Origin of the sequence: Bacillus sp. S71 (assembly GCF_016625265.1) — a bacterium.
GTDB lineage: Bacteria > Bacillota > Bacilli > Bacillales > Bacillaceae_G > Bacillus_A > Bacillus_A cereus.
Map to the genome: position 1 here is coordinate 1 of NZ_JACVUW010000003.1, position 15,743 is coordinate 15,743.

The window sequence follows — 15,743 nt, forward strand, 5'->3', positions numbered from 1 at the left end:
TCTTCTTTAGGCTTTACTATTTCTTGTGCTTTTACTTCTTCTTTAACTTTTACTTCTTCTTTAACTTTTGCCTCTTCTTTAGGCTTTACTATTTCTTGTGCTTTCGGTTCTTCTTTAACTTTTACTTCTTCTTTAGGCTTTACTATTTCTTGTGCTTTCGTTGTTTCTTTCGCTTTTGCTACTTTCTGCGTCTTTACTTCTTTCTTTTCTTTAACTGATTTTTGTACTTTCGCTACTTGCTTCGTTTTCTCTTCAGTTTTCTTTTCAGTTGGTGCTGTACTTGATAGGAAAGAAACGTTTGCATAAGCAATTTTTCCTTTATACTCAAATTCCAACCATCCGTCTTTTACTTGATGCGTTGATTCAATTACATCATCTTTTTTTAGTCTGCCAAGAATTTCTGAATCTGTGTTTGCTTCGGTACGTACATTTAACAAATTCGCCGTTACATGATACACATCTTTTGTAAACTCCGAACTTACAAACACTTCTTTACCGTTCAATTCAATTTTTGACCAGCCATCTTCGGTATTGATGACTTTTAACTCTTGCCCATTCTTTACTTTTTCGACCACTTTTGATTCTGTAGTCGGTTTTTCACGTACGTTAAGTACATCTGCTGTTACGATTGTTTCTGCGGTAGCAGTTGTGGTAAACGCTCCCAATCCAAAAACAGTTGCTGTTGCTGCGCCAATTACTTTTTTCATATTAGCCTCCATTATATTTTTTTGAATTTTATCAAATGTCTCTGTAAAATTGTATAATTTTACATAATATCAAAACATTTGCAACAGTATATTAATACGGCTTAATATACTGTTATTAAAACTCCTCACTTCAATACTAACAAATTCTTATTTCTAATTCTATATATTATAAATCTCCTTATCTTTTATAAAAGCTTCATGCCCTTCTTCACACTAAATAGTTGTTGCAATTCCCGCCAAAAATAAACTTACGATTGCTAAAATTTGAGTAGCGACTATAGCCCCTCTTAAATGAAACTTATAATCTTTATATCCTTTCATACCTGCCGTACTAGGAATCACAACAAACCTTGGAGTAATCCAGCAAAAAATTAGCCAATCAATTATAAGTAAATCTACTAAATTGAAAATCATTAAAATACCAAAAGTGTGTAAATAAGCATCAATATACAATAATTTTTCATGCTTATGTAATATATATGTAGAAACGAAAGGACAACCGAAAAGAATAGCATTGTATACAATATTAAAGTAAATGGTTTGCTTTTTTTCATGAATCGATTTTGGAAAAACTACTTTTTGAATATCTTTCGGATAATCAGTTAATGAAAGTCGAGGATTATAATATAAGGACCCTAAAATCATTACGGATAGTACAATAGACATGATGATACCAACGTACATCATTTGCTCAAATTGATTCATATGCTTCATTCACCCTTTTCTGTAATTACTATGTTAATCATTCACTTAATTACACATTGTATGTACGTACATAATCAAAAATTAACATCTAGCTTTAATAGTGAAGCAAACAGATGTAAACGTACTAAAAGCAATGATCGATCCAAATAATATCCCTTCTCGCAAAATTTTACTAAGCGTAGGTTTTACATCGGAGAAAGTTTGTGAGATTGATGGATTACCTGGGGAAATTTTGAGCACATACATATAATTACAAAAAGGCAGTGCTACTTATGTAGCACTGCCTTTTTCTTTATTGGAATAATCCTTTTCCTTTATTCATTTACTTATAAAGTATTGTCAGTTCTTCTTTATGTTCTGTATTTCCACATTATAAATATTTCACGTCAAGGAGAGATGACTGAAATGAATAATCAAAAAATTGAACTTACTGGTCGTATCGTTACACCTAATGATCCTGATTATAATTCAGCGCGTGAAGAATTCAATACATTCTTCAACAAATTTCCGTTAATCATTATTTTTGCTCAAAATACGCAGGATGTAGTAAACGCTGTTCGCTGGTCAAGGCTACATAACGTTCCTATACGCATGCGCTCTGGACGTCATAATTATGAGGCATTATCCGTCAGTAATGCTGGTCTTGTAATTGATGTAAGTGAAATGAAGCAATTAGAAATAGATCACAATAATGGAACTGTAACTATCGGGACTGGATGGAGAAATATTTCTTTAATTGAAACACTTGCTGCTGAAGGATTAGTTGTGCCGAGTGGTGTTTGTCCTACTCCCGGGATTGCAGGTGTTACTTTAGGTGGCGGACATAGTATTCTCTCTCGTCCGTTTGGATTAACTCTCGATCATTTACTTGAATTAGAAATGGTAGACGCGAATGGTTGTATAATACGCGCTAACGCCAAGTGTAACTCCGATCTCTATTGGGCTTCGCGCGGTGCTGGTGGTGGTAACTTTGGAATATGTACTTCGTTTAAGTTTCGAACACATAAAATTAATACGGTAGGATTTGCAGAAATAAGCTGGGGGATATCAGATTTAAAACCTGTATTAACCTCTTGGCAAGAATATACGCTACCTTGCGCTAATAAACGACTTACAACTACTCTTTTTATGTCTGCAGGATTAGAACCATCATTATTAATGCAAGGTGTATTTCTCGGTTCTGTTCAAGAATTGCAGATGCTACTACAGCCATTACTAAAAGCCGGTTCACCAATGCAAGTAACTATCGAAGAAATACCATGGGCAGAAGCAGCAACGAAAATAGCTGAGAAGCAACCTGCAACACCTTTACCATTTAAAAGTGTTGGTCCATATGTATATGAACTATTACCAGAAGAAGGACTATCCATTATCGATCACTTTATTAATAATGCACCTCCCTTTTCCACCACCTCCGTATTTTTCCACGGATTAGGCGGTGCTGTTGCTGAGGTGCCAAATGAGGCGACTGCTTACTTTTACCGAAAAGCACTATCAAACATGTCAATATTCGCTACTTGGGAGCAACCAGAAGGTGCTGGCGGAAGTATTCGATGGGTTGAAGACTTCCGTTTGGCAATGCTTCCATTTACAAAAGGTGTCTATGTTAATACTCCTGACCTATCCATTAAAAATTGGCCAGATGCATACTTCAGTTGCAACTTTGACCGATTAATGGAAGTAAAAGCAAAATATGATCCGAAAAATGTCTTTAACTTTCCGCAAAGTATTCCGCTTTTTTAACTGTTTAAATATTTTTCAAACTGCTAAGTAAACATGCATGTTATATTGTTTATTTAGCAGTTTAGTATAAAGGCTCTTTCATTTCTCTTTTTACTTATAATGACTCTTCCTATACTAAAAGCAAAAGCAATAAAAAATATAGTACTACCCATTAGAAATACTAAATTATAACTACGAATAATTCCTTGCTTATATTTTTCCTTTAGTTGCTTGTAAATCTTGTTCTCCTCATCAGTTTTTAATACTATCTGTTGTTTTTTATTTATTGCTTGCAATACTTGTTCCCTTTCTAAATTTGACAAATCACTTTTTTTAATCACCTTCACTACTTCCCTATTTATCTTCTCTTTTTCAACTAACAACTGATGATTCAGAAACATCACCAGTATTGCTATCCCAACAATACTTCCAACTGTTCTAGAAATATTACATATACTTGCAGCAACACCTGACTTTTCAATCGGTACACTTAAAACTGCTGTTGTTGTATACGGTGCTAATGTGCACCCAGTTCCAATCCCAACGATTATTAATCGCCAAATATAATCCCATGTAGTAAAATTTGAATCTATTTGACTAAATAAATATGATGCTACGATAAATGTTAATAGCCCTATACTACCTACTAATGAGCTTCCCCGATTTGCTGCAATTGGTGTTACGATTACTGTAACAAGCATTGAAACAATCGCTAGTGTGCTAATTATTAAACCTGACTGTAATTCAGACATACCTTCTACTTGAACGAAATAAAAAGCAAGTATAAACAAAAAGTTCATTAATCCCATTCCAACAAAGAATAAAGAAAAATTCGAGATTAAAAACTCTTTATTTGTGAATAACTTTAATGGCAACATTGGATTTTCACTTTTCTTTTCAATGATAAAAAATAATATAAAACCTATGAGTGAGAGCATAAAAAGAAGTATTAAGCTTATCGTGCTTAAATGGTTTGTATTTACTTGTATGAGTGCATATACAAGTAAGCATAGTGCAGATGCAGAAGTAATCATACCTGCCCAATCTATTTTAGAGCTTGCAGCATGATCATAGGATTCCTTAATACAAAGAATCACGAAGATGAAAGATAATATACCAACTGGAACATTAATAAAAAACACCCAGCTCCAATTCAATTTGTCAGTTAAAATGCCTCCAAGTGAAGGGCCAATTGCCGCTGCTAATCCCCCAAAAGCTCCCATGATGCCTCCTATCATACCTTGTTTCTCTCTCGGTACTAAATTAAGACCTAGCGGCATAGCAACTGGTACGATAACTGCTGCGGAAATTCCTTGTATTATCCTAAAAGCTACTAATGTATGAAAAGAAGTGGCTATACCACACATAAACGAACTAATAGAAAATCCCAATAAACCAATAATATATAGCTTCTTGCGACCAAACTGATCCGCCAGACGTGCTGCAATTAATAAACACGATACAAAGGCAACATTATAACTATTAGCAACCCAAGAAATTGTATCAATTGAAGTATGAAATGTCTTTGTCATTTCTGGTAATGTGATATTCACAATATTTGAATCTAAAATCGCCATAAAAAAGCCTGCAATTAAAGCTATTAATGCAAATTTATTCCTCATTTCTGCCACCCTTATTCGTTTTATTGATTTAAAATGCCACTCACAAATAAATTTACACATGTCTCTATATACTCTTCTAATTGAATTTCTTCTTCCGATATACTTACATTCATAATGTATAAAAACAATTGTCCATAAAACATATTCGCTATCAAACGGTAATTACAGGTAGAAATGTGTCCCTTCTCACCAAGTTGCTTTAAATATTTTTCTAAGTGGTTCACTAGATGTGAATTCAACTCATGTAGTAATGCTTTCATTTCACTATTTTGTCTTGATTCTATTAGCGCAGCCCAAATATAATTTAGCTTTGGCAAATTGATTTGAATGTATGTTTCCGCCACTTTCGTCAAATCCTTATGTAAATCACCAGTAAACTGCTCTTCTATTTCATCTAACAAAGCCACTGGTGTCGTACGTAATATAATGCTCTCCCTAAAAAGATTTTCCTTATTTTTAAAATTACGAAATATCGTTAACTCGTTTACCCCTGCTTTTTCTGCTACTTCACGAATTGTTGTCGCTGTATATCCTTTTTCACCAAACAATAACGTAGCAGCTTCCATAACTTTTTCTCGTGCTGTTAATTTCCCCATCTTTATTCCTCCAATCAATATGTAAGTAAGTACTTACTTACATATTATCATAAAAGAAAAATGAAAGTAACTAGTTACTTTCATTTTTCTGAAATCTCATTCTCTATTCCACCACCGAAAGTAAAACTTTCTCAAGCTCATTTTTAGACAACATACTATCATTTATATACACTTGATATGCATTTCTTCCTTCCCTTGCTGGCACAACTATTTTCATAGCCCGTACATGCGATTCTTTATACTCACCGAATGTAACGTTATAGCCATTTAATTTATATTTCTTTATATCTCCAGTAAAATTAGGTCCTCTTTCAGATGGTTTATCAAATGGTCTATCAATAAAGTAATCTTTATATTCTCCTTCAACAATTTCTAATTGATGAATTGTAAAACCTAATTCTGCATCTGAAGTATGTGGCTGTTTTTTTACATTTTGATTTTCATATCTCATCGTAATAAGCGGCATAGGTTTTCCAAGTGTTGCTTCGGCTTTTACCTCTTCCAATACTAATTGATGTCCAACTGGAATATACGTTGGATACTTAACCGGAAAACCAGTTATTTGTTCAGCTTGTTCAAATGTATAGGTAAAATGTTGATCTATTCTTTCTTCATATGTATGTAATTGTTCCATTACTTCTCTATCTCTCGTTTCTTCATCAGCATTTAGACGATCGGTTGCTGTATATTGTCTTTTTCCATTCTCTACGACACTTACTTTTTTATAAAAATAGTACGATTCCTGTAATAAAGTTACATACTTATCAAAGTCCTTTTCTGTAAATATACTTTTAGCAATTTCTATACGTTCCATTACGCCATTATAACCATCCTCAGTCATTCCCATATCTTGTCTTGCTTTTTCTGGTGTCCCTACAATTTTATCCATTAATGTTGTACCTGCAAAAGTACCGGTCGGTATTAAAATTGCCGCAGCTACAAACCCAAGTAATAACTTTTTCTTCATAGAAACCTTCCTTTTCATTTTCGACTGTTGGTATTTATAAAAAGAGGTTTGCACTTTATTATCTAAATTTGGAGACGGCTCTATATTCTCTGCTTTTCTTTTTAGTTCATTTGTTACATATCTTTCAAAATCCATTTACTTCTTCCTCCCTTTCGTTTGGCATTTGCTCCATTTCCATTCTTAATCGTTTTAGTGCTGTGTGTAGTCGAGATTTCACTGTACCAATAGGGGTTTGAAGAAGTGCAGCAATTTCATCCAATCTATATTCATGGAAGTAACGCATAATAACTACTTCACGATGTTTATAAGATAAATTTTGTACAACTTCTACTAATTCACTTCGTGTTTCTTTATGTAAAATAGCTTCATCCATTATGTAAGACCGATCTTGTTCATACATTTTCTTCTTTTCAAAGATTCGAAATCGTCGCCACGATTTACGACGCCAATCCTGTACTTCCTTGACAACTAGTCCATGTAACCAAAAACGAAATGAACGATTCATATCATAGTTTGTTATGGACTTCCACATGTTGATGTACACTTCATTAACTATATCGTCTACATCTTGGTTTTGACTTCCTACTAAAAATACTACTGTTCTATAAATATCTTTACATGTATATTCATAAATAATCTGAAAGGCTTCTTGGTCCCCAGACTCCATTTTATATAGCCATTCTTTTAATTGTACTTCATCCAAAGTTTCGTTCCCCTCTCGTAATCTTTCACACTATATTCGCTCGTTTTTCACAAAAGGTTCATTTTACATGAAAATTTATTTATTACAATAAAAATATAAGGTATATTTTTAAGAAAAGGAGGATTTCAAGAATGAATCAAGAGGATAAAATTTACGCTGAAAAAGTGTTGAAAAATCTATTCATCGGATCACAAGTTGATGGATTACAATTTGGTATTTCTCCAGCCGCTATAAAGATTCATTTCACAAACTTTCACGACTCAGTTGATTATGACGGACAATTATATATCAATATCGAATCCAAATGGTGTTTATTTAATAAACCTCAAAAAAGATACCCATTAAATGAAGATGAATTTGAAGTTTATTCTGAGGAAGAAGAATATGAAAGAATATTTAAGATAAGAAGACAAAAAGTTACCGATATACGACTCGGCTTAGAAAGCCCTCATTTAATTATTACATTAGAGAGTGGACAAATTATTTTTGTAAATGGTTTTCATGATTATTATGAATGTTGGCAATCTGGTGTTCTATGTGAGCAATGGCTTGTAGTCGCTGCACCTGGGAATGAAATCGCCACTTGGGCTCCCGATGAGTTTATCGATAAATAAACTGTCTTCACGAAGAAGAACCGAAGATATTTTATGAACTACATAACCATTTCTATTACACTTAAACGAATGACCATTTTACTTTAATAGAACTCACTTTATTAAAATTGAAAGGATGATAATGATGGCATGTGTCCATGATTTTGGAATAATTGACGATTTTACTTCTCAAAAAAATTACGAAGATTATACACCAGAGAAATATCATTGTATTTCTGTTGATGATGATATTATCAGTAGCTTAAATCGAAATTTATCAATTATGAAAACCTACTTTCATACAGTCAAAAATCAGGAATACGGTTTAGCTTATTACGGTATTACAATTATCCCGCCTGAATCATTAGCAATATTCTATGAAACAGTTACATCTTCAAAGTTCTTCAAAAATTCTGATGAGCTGAATGAGTTAGCTTCAAAAATTGAACAAGCTACAGCAGAACAAAAGTACATGATCCATTATGGGGTTTAAATGTAATACAAAAAACGCTTAGGATTTCTCCCAAGCATTTTTTGTATGGTACTAATAAATTTATTCCTTAGTCATTTAGTCAATGCTTGAACCTTTTACAAGTGAGAGCACCCATATTAATCTAAATAAGCGTCTCATTTCCAATCTTCCAGCTAAACCATCTCCCATGCCCTTCTGTTTCTCCAACCGTTTCACGATATTCGTTTCCGTTAATATAATAATCAATATGAAGGTCACGATCCCACATGTTGTTATAAAGGTGGAATACATCACGTTTTGCGCCAATTTCTTGTATTTGTTTTTCTAACTTATGTTTTACTTGTTCTGGTATTTGATTTGCGACGTGTGTATGGAAAATACAAATAACAGCTTCTTCACTTATTTGTTCAATAATAGATGATAATAGCTCTACACCGTCTCCTTCTATGAATTGGACAGATTCATTTTTCACTAAAGATGCAGCTTGATCAAACATCTCAAGCCTTTCTTTATGTTCTGGCCAAATTAAAGCACGTAACCATAAATAATCTTCCTCATTATGTAAATCATTCACATGTAAGTCCAGTCCGATTCTTTCTACGACAGATGGGCTTTCTTTTAGAAAATGCGGTACATTCTCCCCTCTTATTTCAGAAGTTACATGCACATTTGAATTTATATTTCCGTACATTTCATCCGTCCCGTACGAATAACTATATTGGTCCCAGAACAGTTGCAACCCAGAACTTGTCCCAATTTCAATTAACGCTAACGGCTTCTTCACTTTGTTAAATATGTAGCAGAAACTTGGGTATAAGTATGCGCACCTTCTTACTTCATTTGTTTGAACGAGTTTCGTTTGTAACAAAGTAATGATTTCTTCTCGGTACTCTTTACAGAAATCTTTAAAATGATTAAAAGCTTTATCTAAATTTGTATCAGCATTTTCAACTAAACTACTATAATACGTTTTTAAATGATGTTCTTTCCCTGCTAGCAATAAATAATGTACTGCACCTAATAGTAAGTTTGGGACTGGTTGACCTACCTGAGCATAGGACGATAGTGTAAGTACTTCCTCATCTTCAGCAATTTTCATTGATAAATATTCATATAAATCACTTGACCCTTTACATTCCTTTATTGAAAAGTTTCGAAATAAGTTTGAAATTTGTTCTTTTGTACACATTAGAGTCCCTCCTTTTTATTTTTCAGAATAATCTTACCATTATAGAAAGAATAATCCTATAAAAAGGTACTCGATTTAGTCACTTAAGGATACGTAAGCTTTTTCGAGATAATTTCAAACTGTAATTTTTTTCTATTTATCACCTTAAAAGAGCTTGTTAAATAAGATTTTTAGCGAATAAAACGTTAAATAGTTTAAAATTATCAGATAACACTAGATATTTTAGTCTATTAATTATTATAATAGAGTATGAGATGGTTATATAATTGAGACAAAAAAGGTATACACCTAGGTGGGGCCTAGGCGGTGTTTCTCTTTTACGGCTTAGACATAGAAAACACCTACACTTTTTTGCCAATATAGGGGATGGAGAGATTATCATGAGCAACATGCAGCAAAAAACAGACGTTATCTTAATTGGTGCAGGAATTATGAGTGCAACGTTAGGCTCATTACTAAAAGAATTAGCACCAGAATGGGAAATTAAAGTTTTTGAAAAACTCGCAAGTGCCGGGGAAGAAAGCTCTAACGAATGGAATAATGCAGGTACAGGGCATTCTGCGCTATGCGAACTGAACTATACTTCCGAAAAATCTGACGGATCTATAGATATTAGTAAGGCTGTAAAAGTGAATGAGCAATTCCAGCTTTCAAGACAATTTTGGGCATATCTTGTAAAGAGCAAATTAATTCGTAATCCACAAGATTTTATTATGCCACTACCTCATATGAGTTTAGTACAAGGGGAAAAAAATGTTGAATTTCTAAAAAACCGTTTTGAAGCGCTTTCAAAAAATCCACTGTTTCAAGGAATGGAATTTTCTGATGCTCCTGAAACATTAAAAAAATGGCTTCCACTCATTATGGAAGGCCGCACATCTAATGAACCGATGGCGGCAACGAAGATTGACTCTGGAACAGATGTTAACTTCGGTGCATTAACACGTATGTTGTTTGATTACTTAAAAACAAAAAATGTCGAGCTAAACTACAAGCATAGTGTCGAAAATATTAAGCGCACGAAAAATGGTTTGTGGGAAGTAAAAGTACACGATATGAATAGTGGTAAAATTGAGCATCATACTGCTAAATTCGTCTTTATTGGCGGTGGTGGCGGTAGTCTACCTCTACTTCAAAAGACGGGTATCCCTGAATCAAAGCATATCGGAGGATTCCCGGTAAGTGGACTATTTATGGTATGTAAAAACCAAAAAGTTGTAGAGCAACATCATGCGAAAGTATACGGTAAAGCTAAAGTTGGCGCTCCGCCAATGTCTGTACCTCATCTAGATACGAGATATATAGACAATAAAAAAGCTTTACTGTTTGGACCATTCGCAGGCTTCTCACCTAAATTCTTAAAAACTGGCTCAAACCTTGACTTAATCGGTTCTGTAAAACCGAATAACGTCTTAACGATGTTAGCTGCTGGTGTAAAAGAAATGGGACTTACAAAATACTTAATTCAGCAAGTTATGTTATCGCACGAAAAACGTATGGAAGAATTACGCGAATTCATTCCGAACGCGAAAAGTGAAGATTGGGATATTGTAGTTGCTGGACAACGTGTACAAGTAATTAAAGATACTGATGCTGGCGGTAAAGGAACACTTCAATTTGGTACAGAAGTAGTAAGTGCAGCTGACGGCTCAATCGCCGCATTACTAGGTGCATCACCAGGTGCTTCTACTGCTGTTCACGTCATGCTTGAAGTATTAGAAAAATGTTTCCCAAGCCGCATGGTAGAATGGGAAGAAAAAATAAAAGAAATGATTCCTTCATATGGCATTTCACTAACTGAAAATCCAAGATTGTTCCAAGATCTTCACACTTCGACTGGTCGTACACTTGGATTAAACGAAAAAGAAACTGTTCATAATTAATGAAGAAATAAAAAAAACGTCCGATATATTCGGACGTTTTTTTTGTCTACTAAAAATTATACTTATCAATATTATCTTTCGTAAATACAACTCGTTCTGGCAATACGATAATTCCGTTTCCTTCTGCCTCATAATCATATCCTTGAATGGAGTTTGGCTCTACTTTCACTTTTCCGATTCCTTTTACTTCAAAGCTATCCCCTACTTTTAACTTCTTTCCTTTTACAACAATCTCATTTGCTACATAAGTTGCCAACGCACCTTGCTGTTTGACATCCCATAATCCGAATTGTTGTACTGTTCCTCGTTTTACATAATCACGCATAACGTTCGGTGTAGAAAATCCAGTTACCACTACTTTTTTATCCATTTTTAAGTTTTCAGCTGCTTGCGCCATGGCTGGGAGTGCTGTTGCATCTGGACAAATAACTGCGTTAATATCTGGATACGTTTTTAATATGTTCTCCCCTACGGATAAAGATTTTTGTGCATTATTTTCACCGTACTGCGTCGTTACAATTTCCCAGTTCGGATATTTCTTTTTAATAATTTCTTTCGCTTTCGTTACCCATTGGTTTTGATCCGTTACTGTTGGACTAGAATAAAAGAACGCTACTTTCCCTTTATCTCCAATTTGCTTGGAAGTCATTTCAATTAATAAGTTAGCAAGTTGGTCTGGTGTCCCTTGACTTATATAAAAAGAACGGTCTTTGGGATTCACATCAGAATCCCACGTTAAGACAGTCATTCCTTTTTTCTTAGCACGTTGCAATGATTGCGATAAACCATCAACTGATGTAGAGGAAACCATAAGTGCATCATAATTTTGGTTAATAAAATTATTTATATACTTTACTTGCCCTGATACACTCGCTTCAGACGGCCCATCATATTTCACTTGTACGCCTAGCTTATCTCCCATCTCCTTTGCTCCTTCACCGCCCGATGTAAAGAAGCCAACTCCAGTTAATTTCGGGATAAATGCAAATTTCACATCATCCGCTTTTTTCTTATCTGCCGTTTGACTGGAACAAGCGATTAAACCTATTAAACAAATACATACAATCAATACAATCCCCAGTTTTCTCTTCATGACATTTCCCCCTTATGCCAACTCTGTCTTTTCCCCGCTAAAAATTGATGTAATTTGAAATGTCTCATAATAACTGAAAGAATAAGGATAATACCTATTACGACATTTGATTGTTCATTTGTTAAGCCTGTCATTTGTAGGCCATATTGCATAAGGCCTATAAAAATACTTGCAAGTACAGTACCGAAAATACTTCCTTTTCCACCTGTAATAAGTGTCCCGCCTAATACGACTGCTGTAATGATTGGTAATATTGTTTCACTTCCTATATCAGCACGTGCAGAACCGAAATATGCAGTTAAGAAAACTCCCCCTAATCCACCTCCTAACCCAGAAAGTATGTAAGCAATGATTACTACTTTCTTCGTCTTAATCCCGGTGTATTTTGCTGTATTTTCATTCGCACCTGTTAATTTTACGTAGCGTCCATATATCGTTCGGTGAAACAAAATTGTGTATACAATTGTTAATGAAATAAGTAACCATAATAAATTGGGTATTCCTATAAAACTACCATTTGCTAGTTGTACATAAGTATCAGGTAAACCGCTTATCCCTTCATATCCAGAAGCACCTGCTCCTCCTGAAATGACGAGTGCAATTCCTCCGTATAAAAACATCGTTCCGAGTGTAACGACGAGTGGTTCTACATCTGTCATTTTTATAATGAGTCCGTTTAAAGCACCTGCTAAACAACTAATTATTAGGGCGATTATGACAGCAAACAAAATAGGTATTCCGTTCATCCAAAGTACACCAATCAAGATCGAAGTGAGCCCCATTATTGATCCGACCGATACATCAATTCCTCCTGTTACAATAACGAAAGTCATTGGTATCGCCGCAATTGCGATAAATAGGAAATCATTTGTACTAAAAAGGAGATTACTAATATTTAAGAAATCACTATTTATAAAACTAAAAAGGATGAATTCTATAAGAAGTAATACAATTAGAACCCCTTCCCATCTATATAAATACTTCATAGATTCATCCTCCTTTTTGCCTTCCACTTTTTCATAACACTATCTAATATGATGATGAGTAATAATAAAAAGCCTGAAATGGCATTATTCCAAAATGCTGGTATTTTTAAAAAGACGAGTGAGCTGCTTATCACTTCTAGAAACAATGCTCCTAATGCGGCTCCAAATATAGAACCTGTTCCTCCTTTTAAATGAATTCCTCCTAGTACAGCGGCTGCGATTACTTGTAATTCTAATACTGTACCTGTTTGATTTGGGACGAACCCGATATTCATAACAAATATGCAACCAGCGAGCGCAGCGCTTATGCCTGAAATCATAAACGCATATATCTTCACTTTATTAACAGGTATACCAATAAGCCTCGCGCCATCTTCATTATCACCTACCGCATAAAAGTATCTTCCCAATGGCACTTTTCTTAAAAAGAAGTATAGTAGTAGTAAAATAATAAAAACGAACCATACAGTTATAGGTAAACCAAGAATGATGATAGATGACAGCTGCTTAAAATCGTTTGGAATATCTTCAATCCACTTCCCGCCTGTGAAGATTAACATTGCACCTCTAACAATTCCTAGCATCCCTAATGTCATAATAATGGCTGGTACCCGAAACTTTGCAACGCCAATCCCGTTTATGAAACCGATAATAGCACCAAGCATTATCGCAGCAAGAATTGACATGAATGCATTATACCCGTTCGTTAACAACATCCCGCAAACTGCCGCGCTTAATCCCATAATTGAGCCAACTGATACGTCTATATTTTTCGTAAATAAAACGAACGATTGGCCAATTGCTAGAACGACTAAAATAACGCTTGATTTCATCATTAATGATAATGAGTTAAACTGAACAAAATTAGGATTTATCATCCCGACAATAGCTATATAAATTAGTAGTAACAGTATGATAGACGTTTCGTGCACTTTATACATACGTTTCATTCCATTACACCTCCGTATGCAAGACGTGTAACTTCTTCTACACTTATTTGTTCTTTCTCCAAATGAGAAACAAATTGACCATTTCGCATGACGTATACACGGTTAGCTAATTGGACAATTTCCTCAACATCTGAAGAAATTAATAATATGGCGAGTCCTTCCCTTTTCATTTTTTCTATCGTCTCATACACTTCAAGCCTCGCTTTTGCATCAATTCCGCGAGTTGGTTCATCAAGAATAATGATTTTTGGATTACACGCGAGATATTTCGCAAGTACGACTTTTTGCTGATTACCTCCCGATAAAGATGTAAGTTCTTCATTCATACTTGATACAACAATTTGGAACTTTTCTATAAATGACTTCACTAAAGCGCTTTCTTTTTCTCGGTTAATAAAAAAGCGATTATTGTGCTGTAAACATGCTGCAGTAACATTTTCTTTGACAGATACAATTGAGAAAATTCCATTTCTCGCCCTATCTTCCGGCACATAAACGAGCCCTTCACTTAGTCTTTTATGCAAAGAACATGTATCAATTGATTTTCCTTCTAATAAAATAGAACCTGATTTTATAGCTTTCAATCCGAATATCGCTTCCGCTAATTCCGTTCTGCCAGATCCTATAATGCCAGCAACACCTGCAACCTCACCCGCATGTACAGTGAATGATATATTTTCGAATGCGTGACCATTTATATCAACCACTTCTAATATTTTTTTCGTCTTTGCTGTCTCTTGAACTACTTCTATTTTCTCTTTCTGTTTATATCCTTTTGGCAATAGTCCCTCCATCAGCATGTCATATGTATAGTCACATACATCACCTTGGCTTACAATCATTCCATCACGTAGTATTGCTACTTTGTTGGCAATTTCAAAGATTTCTGGAAAGCGATGCGTAATATAAATCATCCCAATTCCTTTTTCTTGTAAACTTTTCATCAACACAAAAAGACTCTTAATTTCATGAGTTGTTAATGTCGATGTTGGCTCATCTAGAATAAGAATCTCGGCTTCTCGTATTAATCCTCTAACGATTTCTACTAACTGTTGTTGCGCAATCGATAATGTTCCTCCTAGTTTATTAAGGTCAATATCCCATCCTAAGCTGCTAATCAATTGCTGAATCTGTACTTTTAGTTTCTTTTTCTTTTCTTTTAACCCGATACATATATTTTCTTCAATGGTCATATGCGGAAAAATGAGCGGTTCTTGTGGTATTAAATAAATCCCTTCTTGGTGTGCTTCTTTTGGATTTACAAACTGCTGTCTCTTTCCTTTCACATACATTTCTCCACTATCATACGAATATAACCCCGTTAATATTTTCATTAATGTCGATTTCCCGGCGCCATTGCCACCAACTAAAGCGTATATATCACCATGCTCTACTTGTAAGTTCACTTCCTTTAGCACAAGTTGATTCGAAAACGCCTTACTCATTTTCTTCACTTGTAATAAGGGCACATTCTCCACATGATGTCACCTGCCTTTATCCAGAACATTTTTTGAGAAAATGATTATTTGTTCTACTTGTTTTGTAGCATTGTATA

Annotated in this window: 15 protein-coding genes and 1 pseudogene; 5 read left to right on the plus strand and 11 right to left on the minus strand. The window is 34.5% G+C overall.

All coding sequences use genetic code 11. From position 1 onward, the window contains the following. Together IBT51_RS07020 and IBT51_RS07025 are read right to left on the minus strand one after the other, a co-directional pair. Positions 1-707 (minus strand): SH3 domain-containing protein (locus IBT51_RS07020; protein ID WP_267911560.1); only part of this gene is annotated, 707 nt, incomplete at its 3' end. A 213-nt stretch (positions 708-920) separates the two neighbouring features. Then, the gene (locus IBT51_RS07025; RefSeq protein WP_016512657.1) at positions 921-1,412 is read right to left on the minus strand and encodes a hypothetical protein; all 492 of its coding nucleotides are present in this window, start codon (positions 1,410-1,412) and stop codon (positions 921-923) included. A gap of 97 nt (positions 1,413-1,509) precedes the next feature. Here IBT51_RS07025 and IBT51_RS07030 point away from each other — a divergent pair. Both IBT51_RS07030 and IBT51_RS07035 read left to right on the plus strand, forming a co-directional pair. Next, positions 1,510-1,662: pseudogene (locus tag IBT51_RS07030) on the plus strand (GNAT family N-acetyltransferase); the annotation flags it as partial. A gap of 155 nt (positions 1,663-1,817) precedes the next feature. Next, positions 1,818-3,155, plus strand: a complete 1,338-nt coding sequence (locus IBT51_RS07035; RefSeq protein ID WP_088022200.1) for an FAD-binding oxidoreductase — start codon at positions 1,818-1,820, stop codon at positions 3,153-3,155. A 53-nt stretch (positions 3,156-3,208) separates the two neighbouring features. Here the strand turns inward: IBT51_RS07035 and IBT51_RS07040 are convergent, their stop codons facing one another. The 4 genes from IBT51_RS07040 to IBT51_RS07055 form a co-directional block, all read right to left on the minus strand. Then, positions 3,209-4,756, minus strand: coding sequence for an MFS transporter (locus tag IBT51_RS07040; RefSeq protein ID WP_200458228.1), 1,548 nt, complete (start codon positions 4,754-4,756; stop codon positions 3,209-3,211). A gap of 20 nt (positions 4,757-4,776) precedes the next feature. Then, the gene (locus IBT51_RS07045; protein WP_050844045.1) at positions 4,777-5,352 is read right to left on the minus strand and encodes a TetR/AcrR family transcriptional regulator; all 576 of its coding nucleotides are present in this window, start codon (positions 5,350-5,352) and stop codon (positions 4,777-4,779) included. Positions 5,353-5,455: 103 nt separating this feature from the next. After that, positions 5,456-6,454, minus strand: a complete 999-nt coding sequence (locus IBT51_RS07050) for a hypothetical protein (RefSeq protein ID WP_053564155.1) — start codon at positions 6,452-6,454, stop codon at positions 5,456-5,458. Then, entirely contained in the window at positions 6,444-7,022 is a 579-nt protein-coding gene (locus IBT51_RS07055; RefSeq protein ID WP_053564154.1) for a sigma-70 family RNA polymerase sigma factor, read from the minus strand. Before IBT51_RS07055 ends, IBT51_RS07050 begins: the two co-directional genes overlap by 11 nt. Before the next feature lie 131 nt (positions 7,023-7,153). On the opposite strand from IBT51_RS07055, the gene IBT51_RS07060 reads away from it, so the two are divergent. Both IBT51_RS07060 and IBT51_RS07065 read left to right on the plus strand, forming a co-directional pair. Further along, entirely contained in the window at positions 7,154-7,636 is a 483-nt protein-coding gene (locus IBT51_RS07060) for a hypothetical protein (protein WP_043924677.1), read from the plus strand. Positions 7,637-7,757: 121 nt separating this feature from the next. Then, positions 7,758-8,108, plus strand: a complete 351-nt coding sequence (locus IBT51_RS07065; RefSeq protein ID WP_140155492.1) for a short-chain dehydrogenase — start codon at positions 7,758-7,760, stop codon at positions 8,106-8,108. A gap of 121 nt (positions 8,109-8,229) precedes the next feature. Here IBT51_RS07065 and IBT51_RS07070 read toward each other — a convergent pair whose 3' ends face one another. After that, entirely contained in the window at positions 8,230-9,276 is a 1,047-nt protein-coding gene (locus IBT51_RS07070) for a DUF2332 domain-containing protein (protein ID WP_053564153.1), read from the minus strand. Positions 9,277-9,656: 380 nt separating this feature from the next. Here IBT51_RS07070 and IBT51_RS07075 point away from each other — a divergent pair, with 380 nt between their 5' ends. After that, positions 9,657-11,159: a malate:quinone oxidoreductase gene (locus tag IBT51_RS07075; RefSeq protein ID WP_000069161.1), complete on the plus strand. Its 1,503-nt coding sequence runs from the start codon at positions 9,657-9,659 to the stop codon at positions 11,157-11,159. A gap of 49 nt (positions 11,160-11,208) precedes the next feature. On the opposite strand, the gene lsrB is transcribed toward IBT51_RS07075, so the two are convergent. The 4 genes from lsrB to IBT51_RS07095 are packed head-to-tail and all read right to left on the minus strand — an operon-like array spanning position 11,209 to position 15,666. Further along, positions 11,209-12,252, minus strand: a complete 1,044-nt coding sequence (gene lsrB / locus IBT51_RS07080; RefSeq protein ID WP_000823652.1) for an autoinducer 2 ABC transporter substrate-binding protein LsrB — start codon at positions 12,250-12,252, stop codon at positions 11,209-11,211. Next, positions 12,249-13,238, minus strand: a complete 990-nt coding sequence (locus IBT51_RS07085; RefSeq protein ID WP_000876510.1) for an ABC transporter permease — start codon at positions 13,236-13,238, stop codon at positions 12,249-12,251. The genes lsrB and IBT51_RS07085 overlap by 4 nt, the downstream gene beginning before the upstream one ends. Continuing rightward, positions 13,235-14,188 (minus strand): ABC transporter permease subunit, encoded by a 954-nt coding sequence (locus tag IBT51_RS07090; protein ID WP_200458227.1) that lies wholly within the window; start codon positions 14,186-14,188, stop codon positions 13,235-13,237. Before IBT51_RS07090 ends, IBT51_RS07085 begins: the two co-directional genes overlap by 4 nt. Continuing rightward, positions 14,185-15,666 carry a sugar ABC transporter ATP-binding protein gene (locus IBT51_RS07095; RefSeq protein WP_140155491.1) on the minus strand — a complete coding sequence of 494 codons (1,482 nt, stop codon included), beginning with the start codon at positions 15,664-15,666 and terminating at the stop codon, positions 14,185-14,187. Before IBT51_RS07095 ends, IBT51_RS07090 begins: the two co-directional genes overlap by 4 nt. Positions 15,667-15,743: the final 77 nt, after the last annotated feature.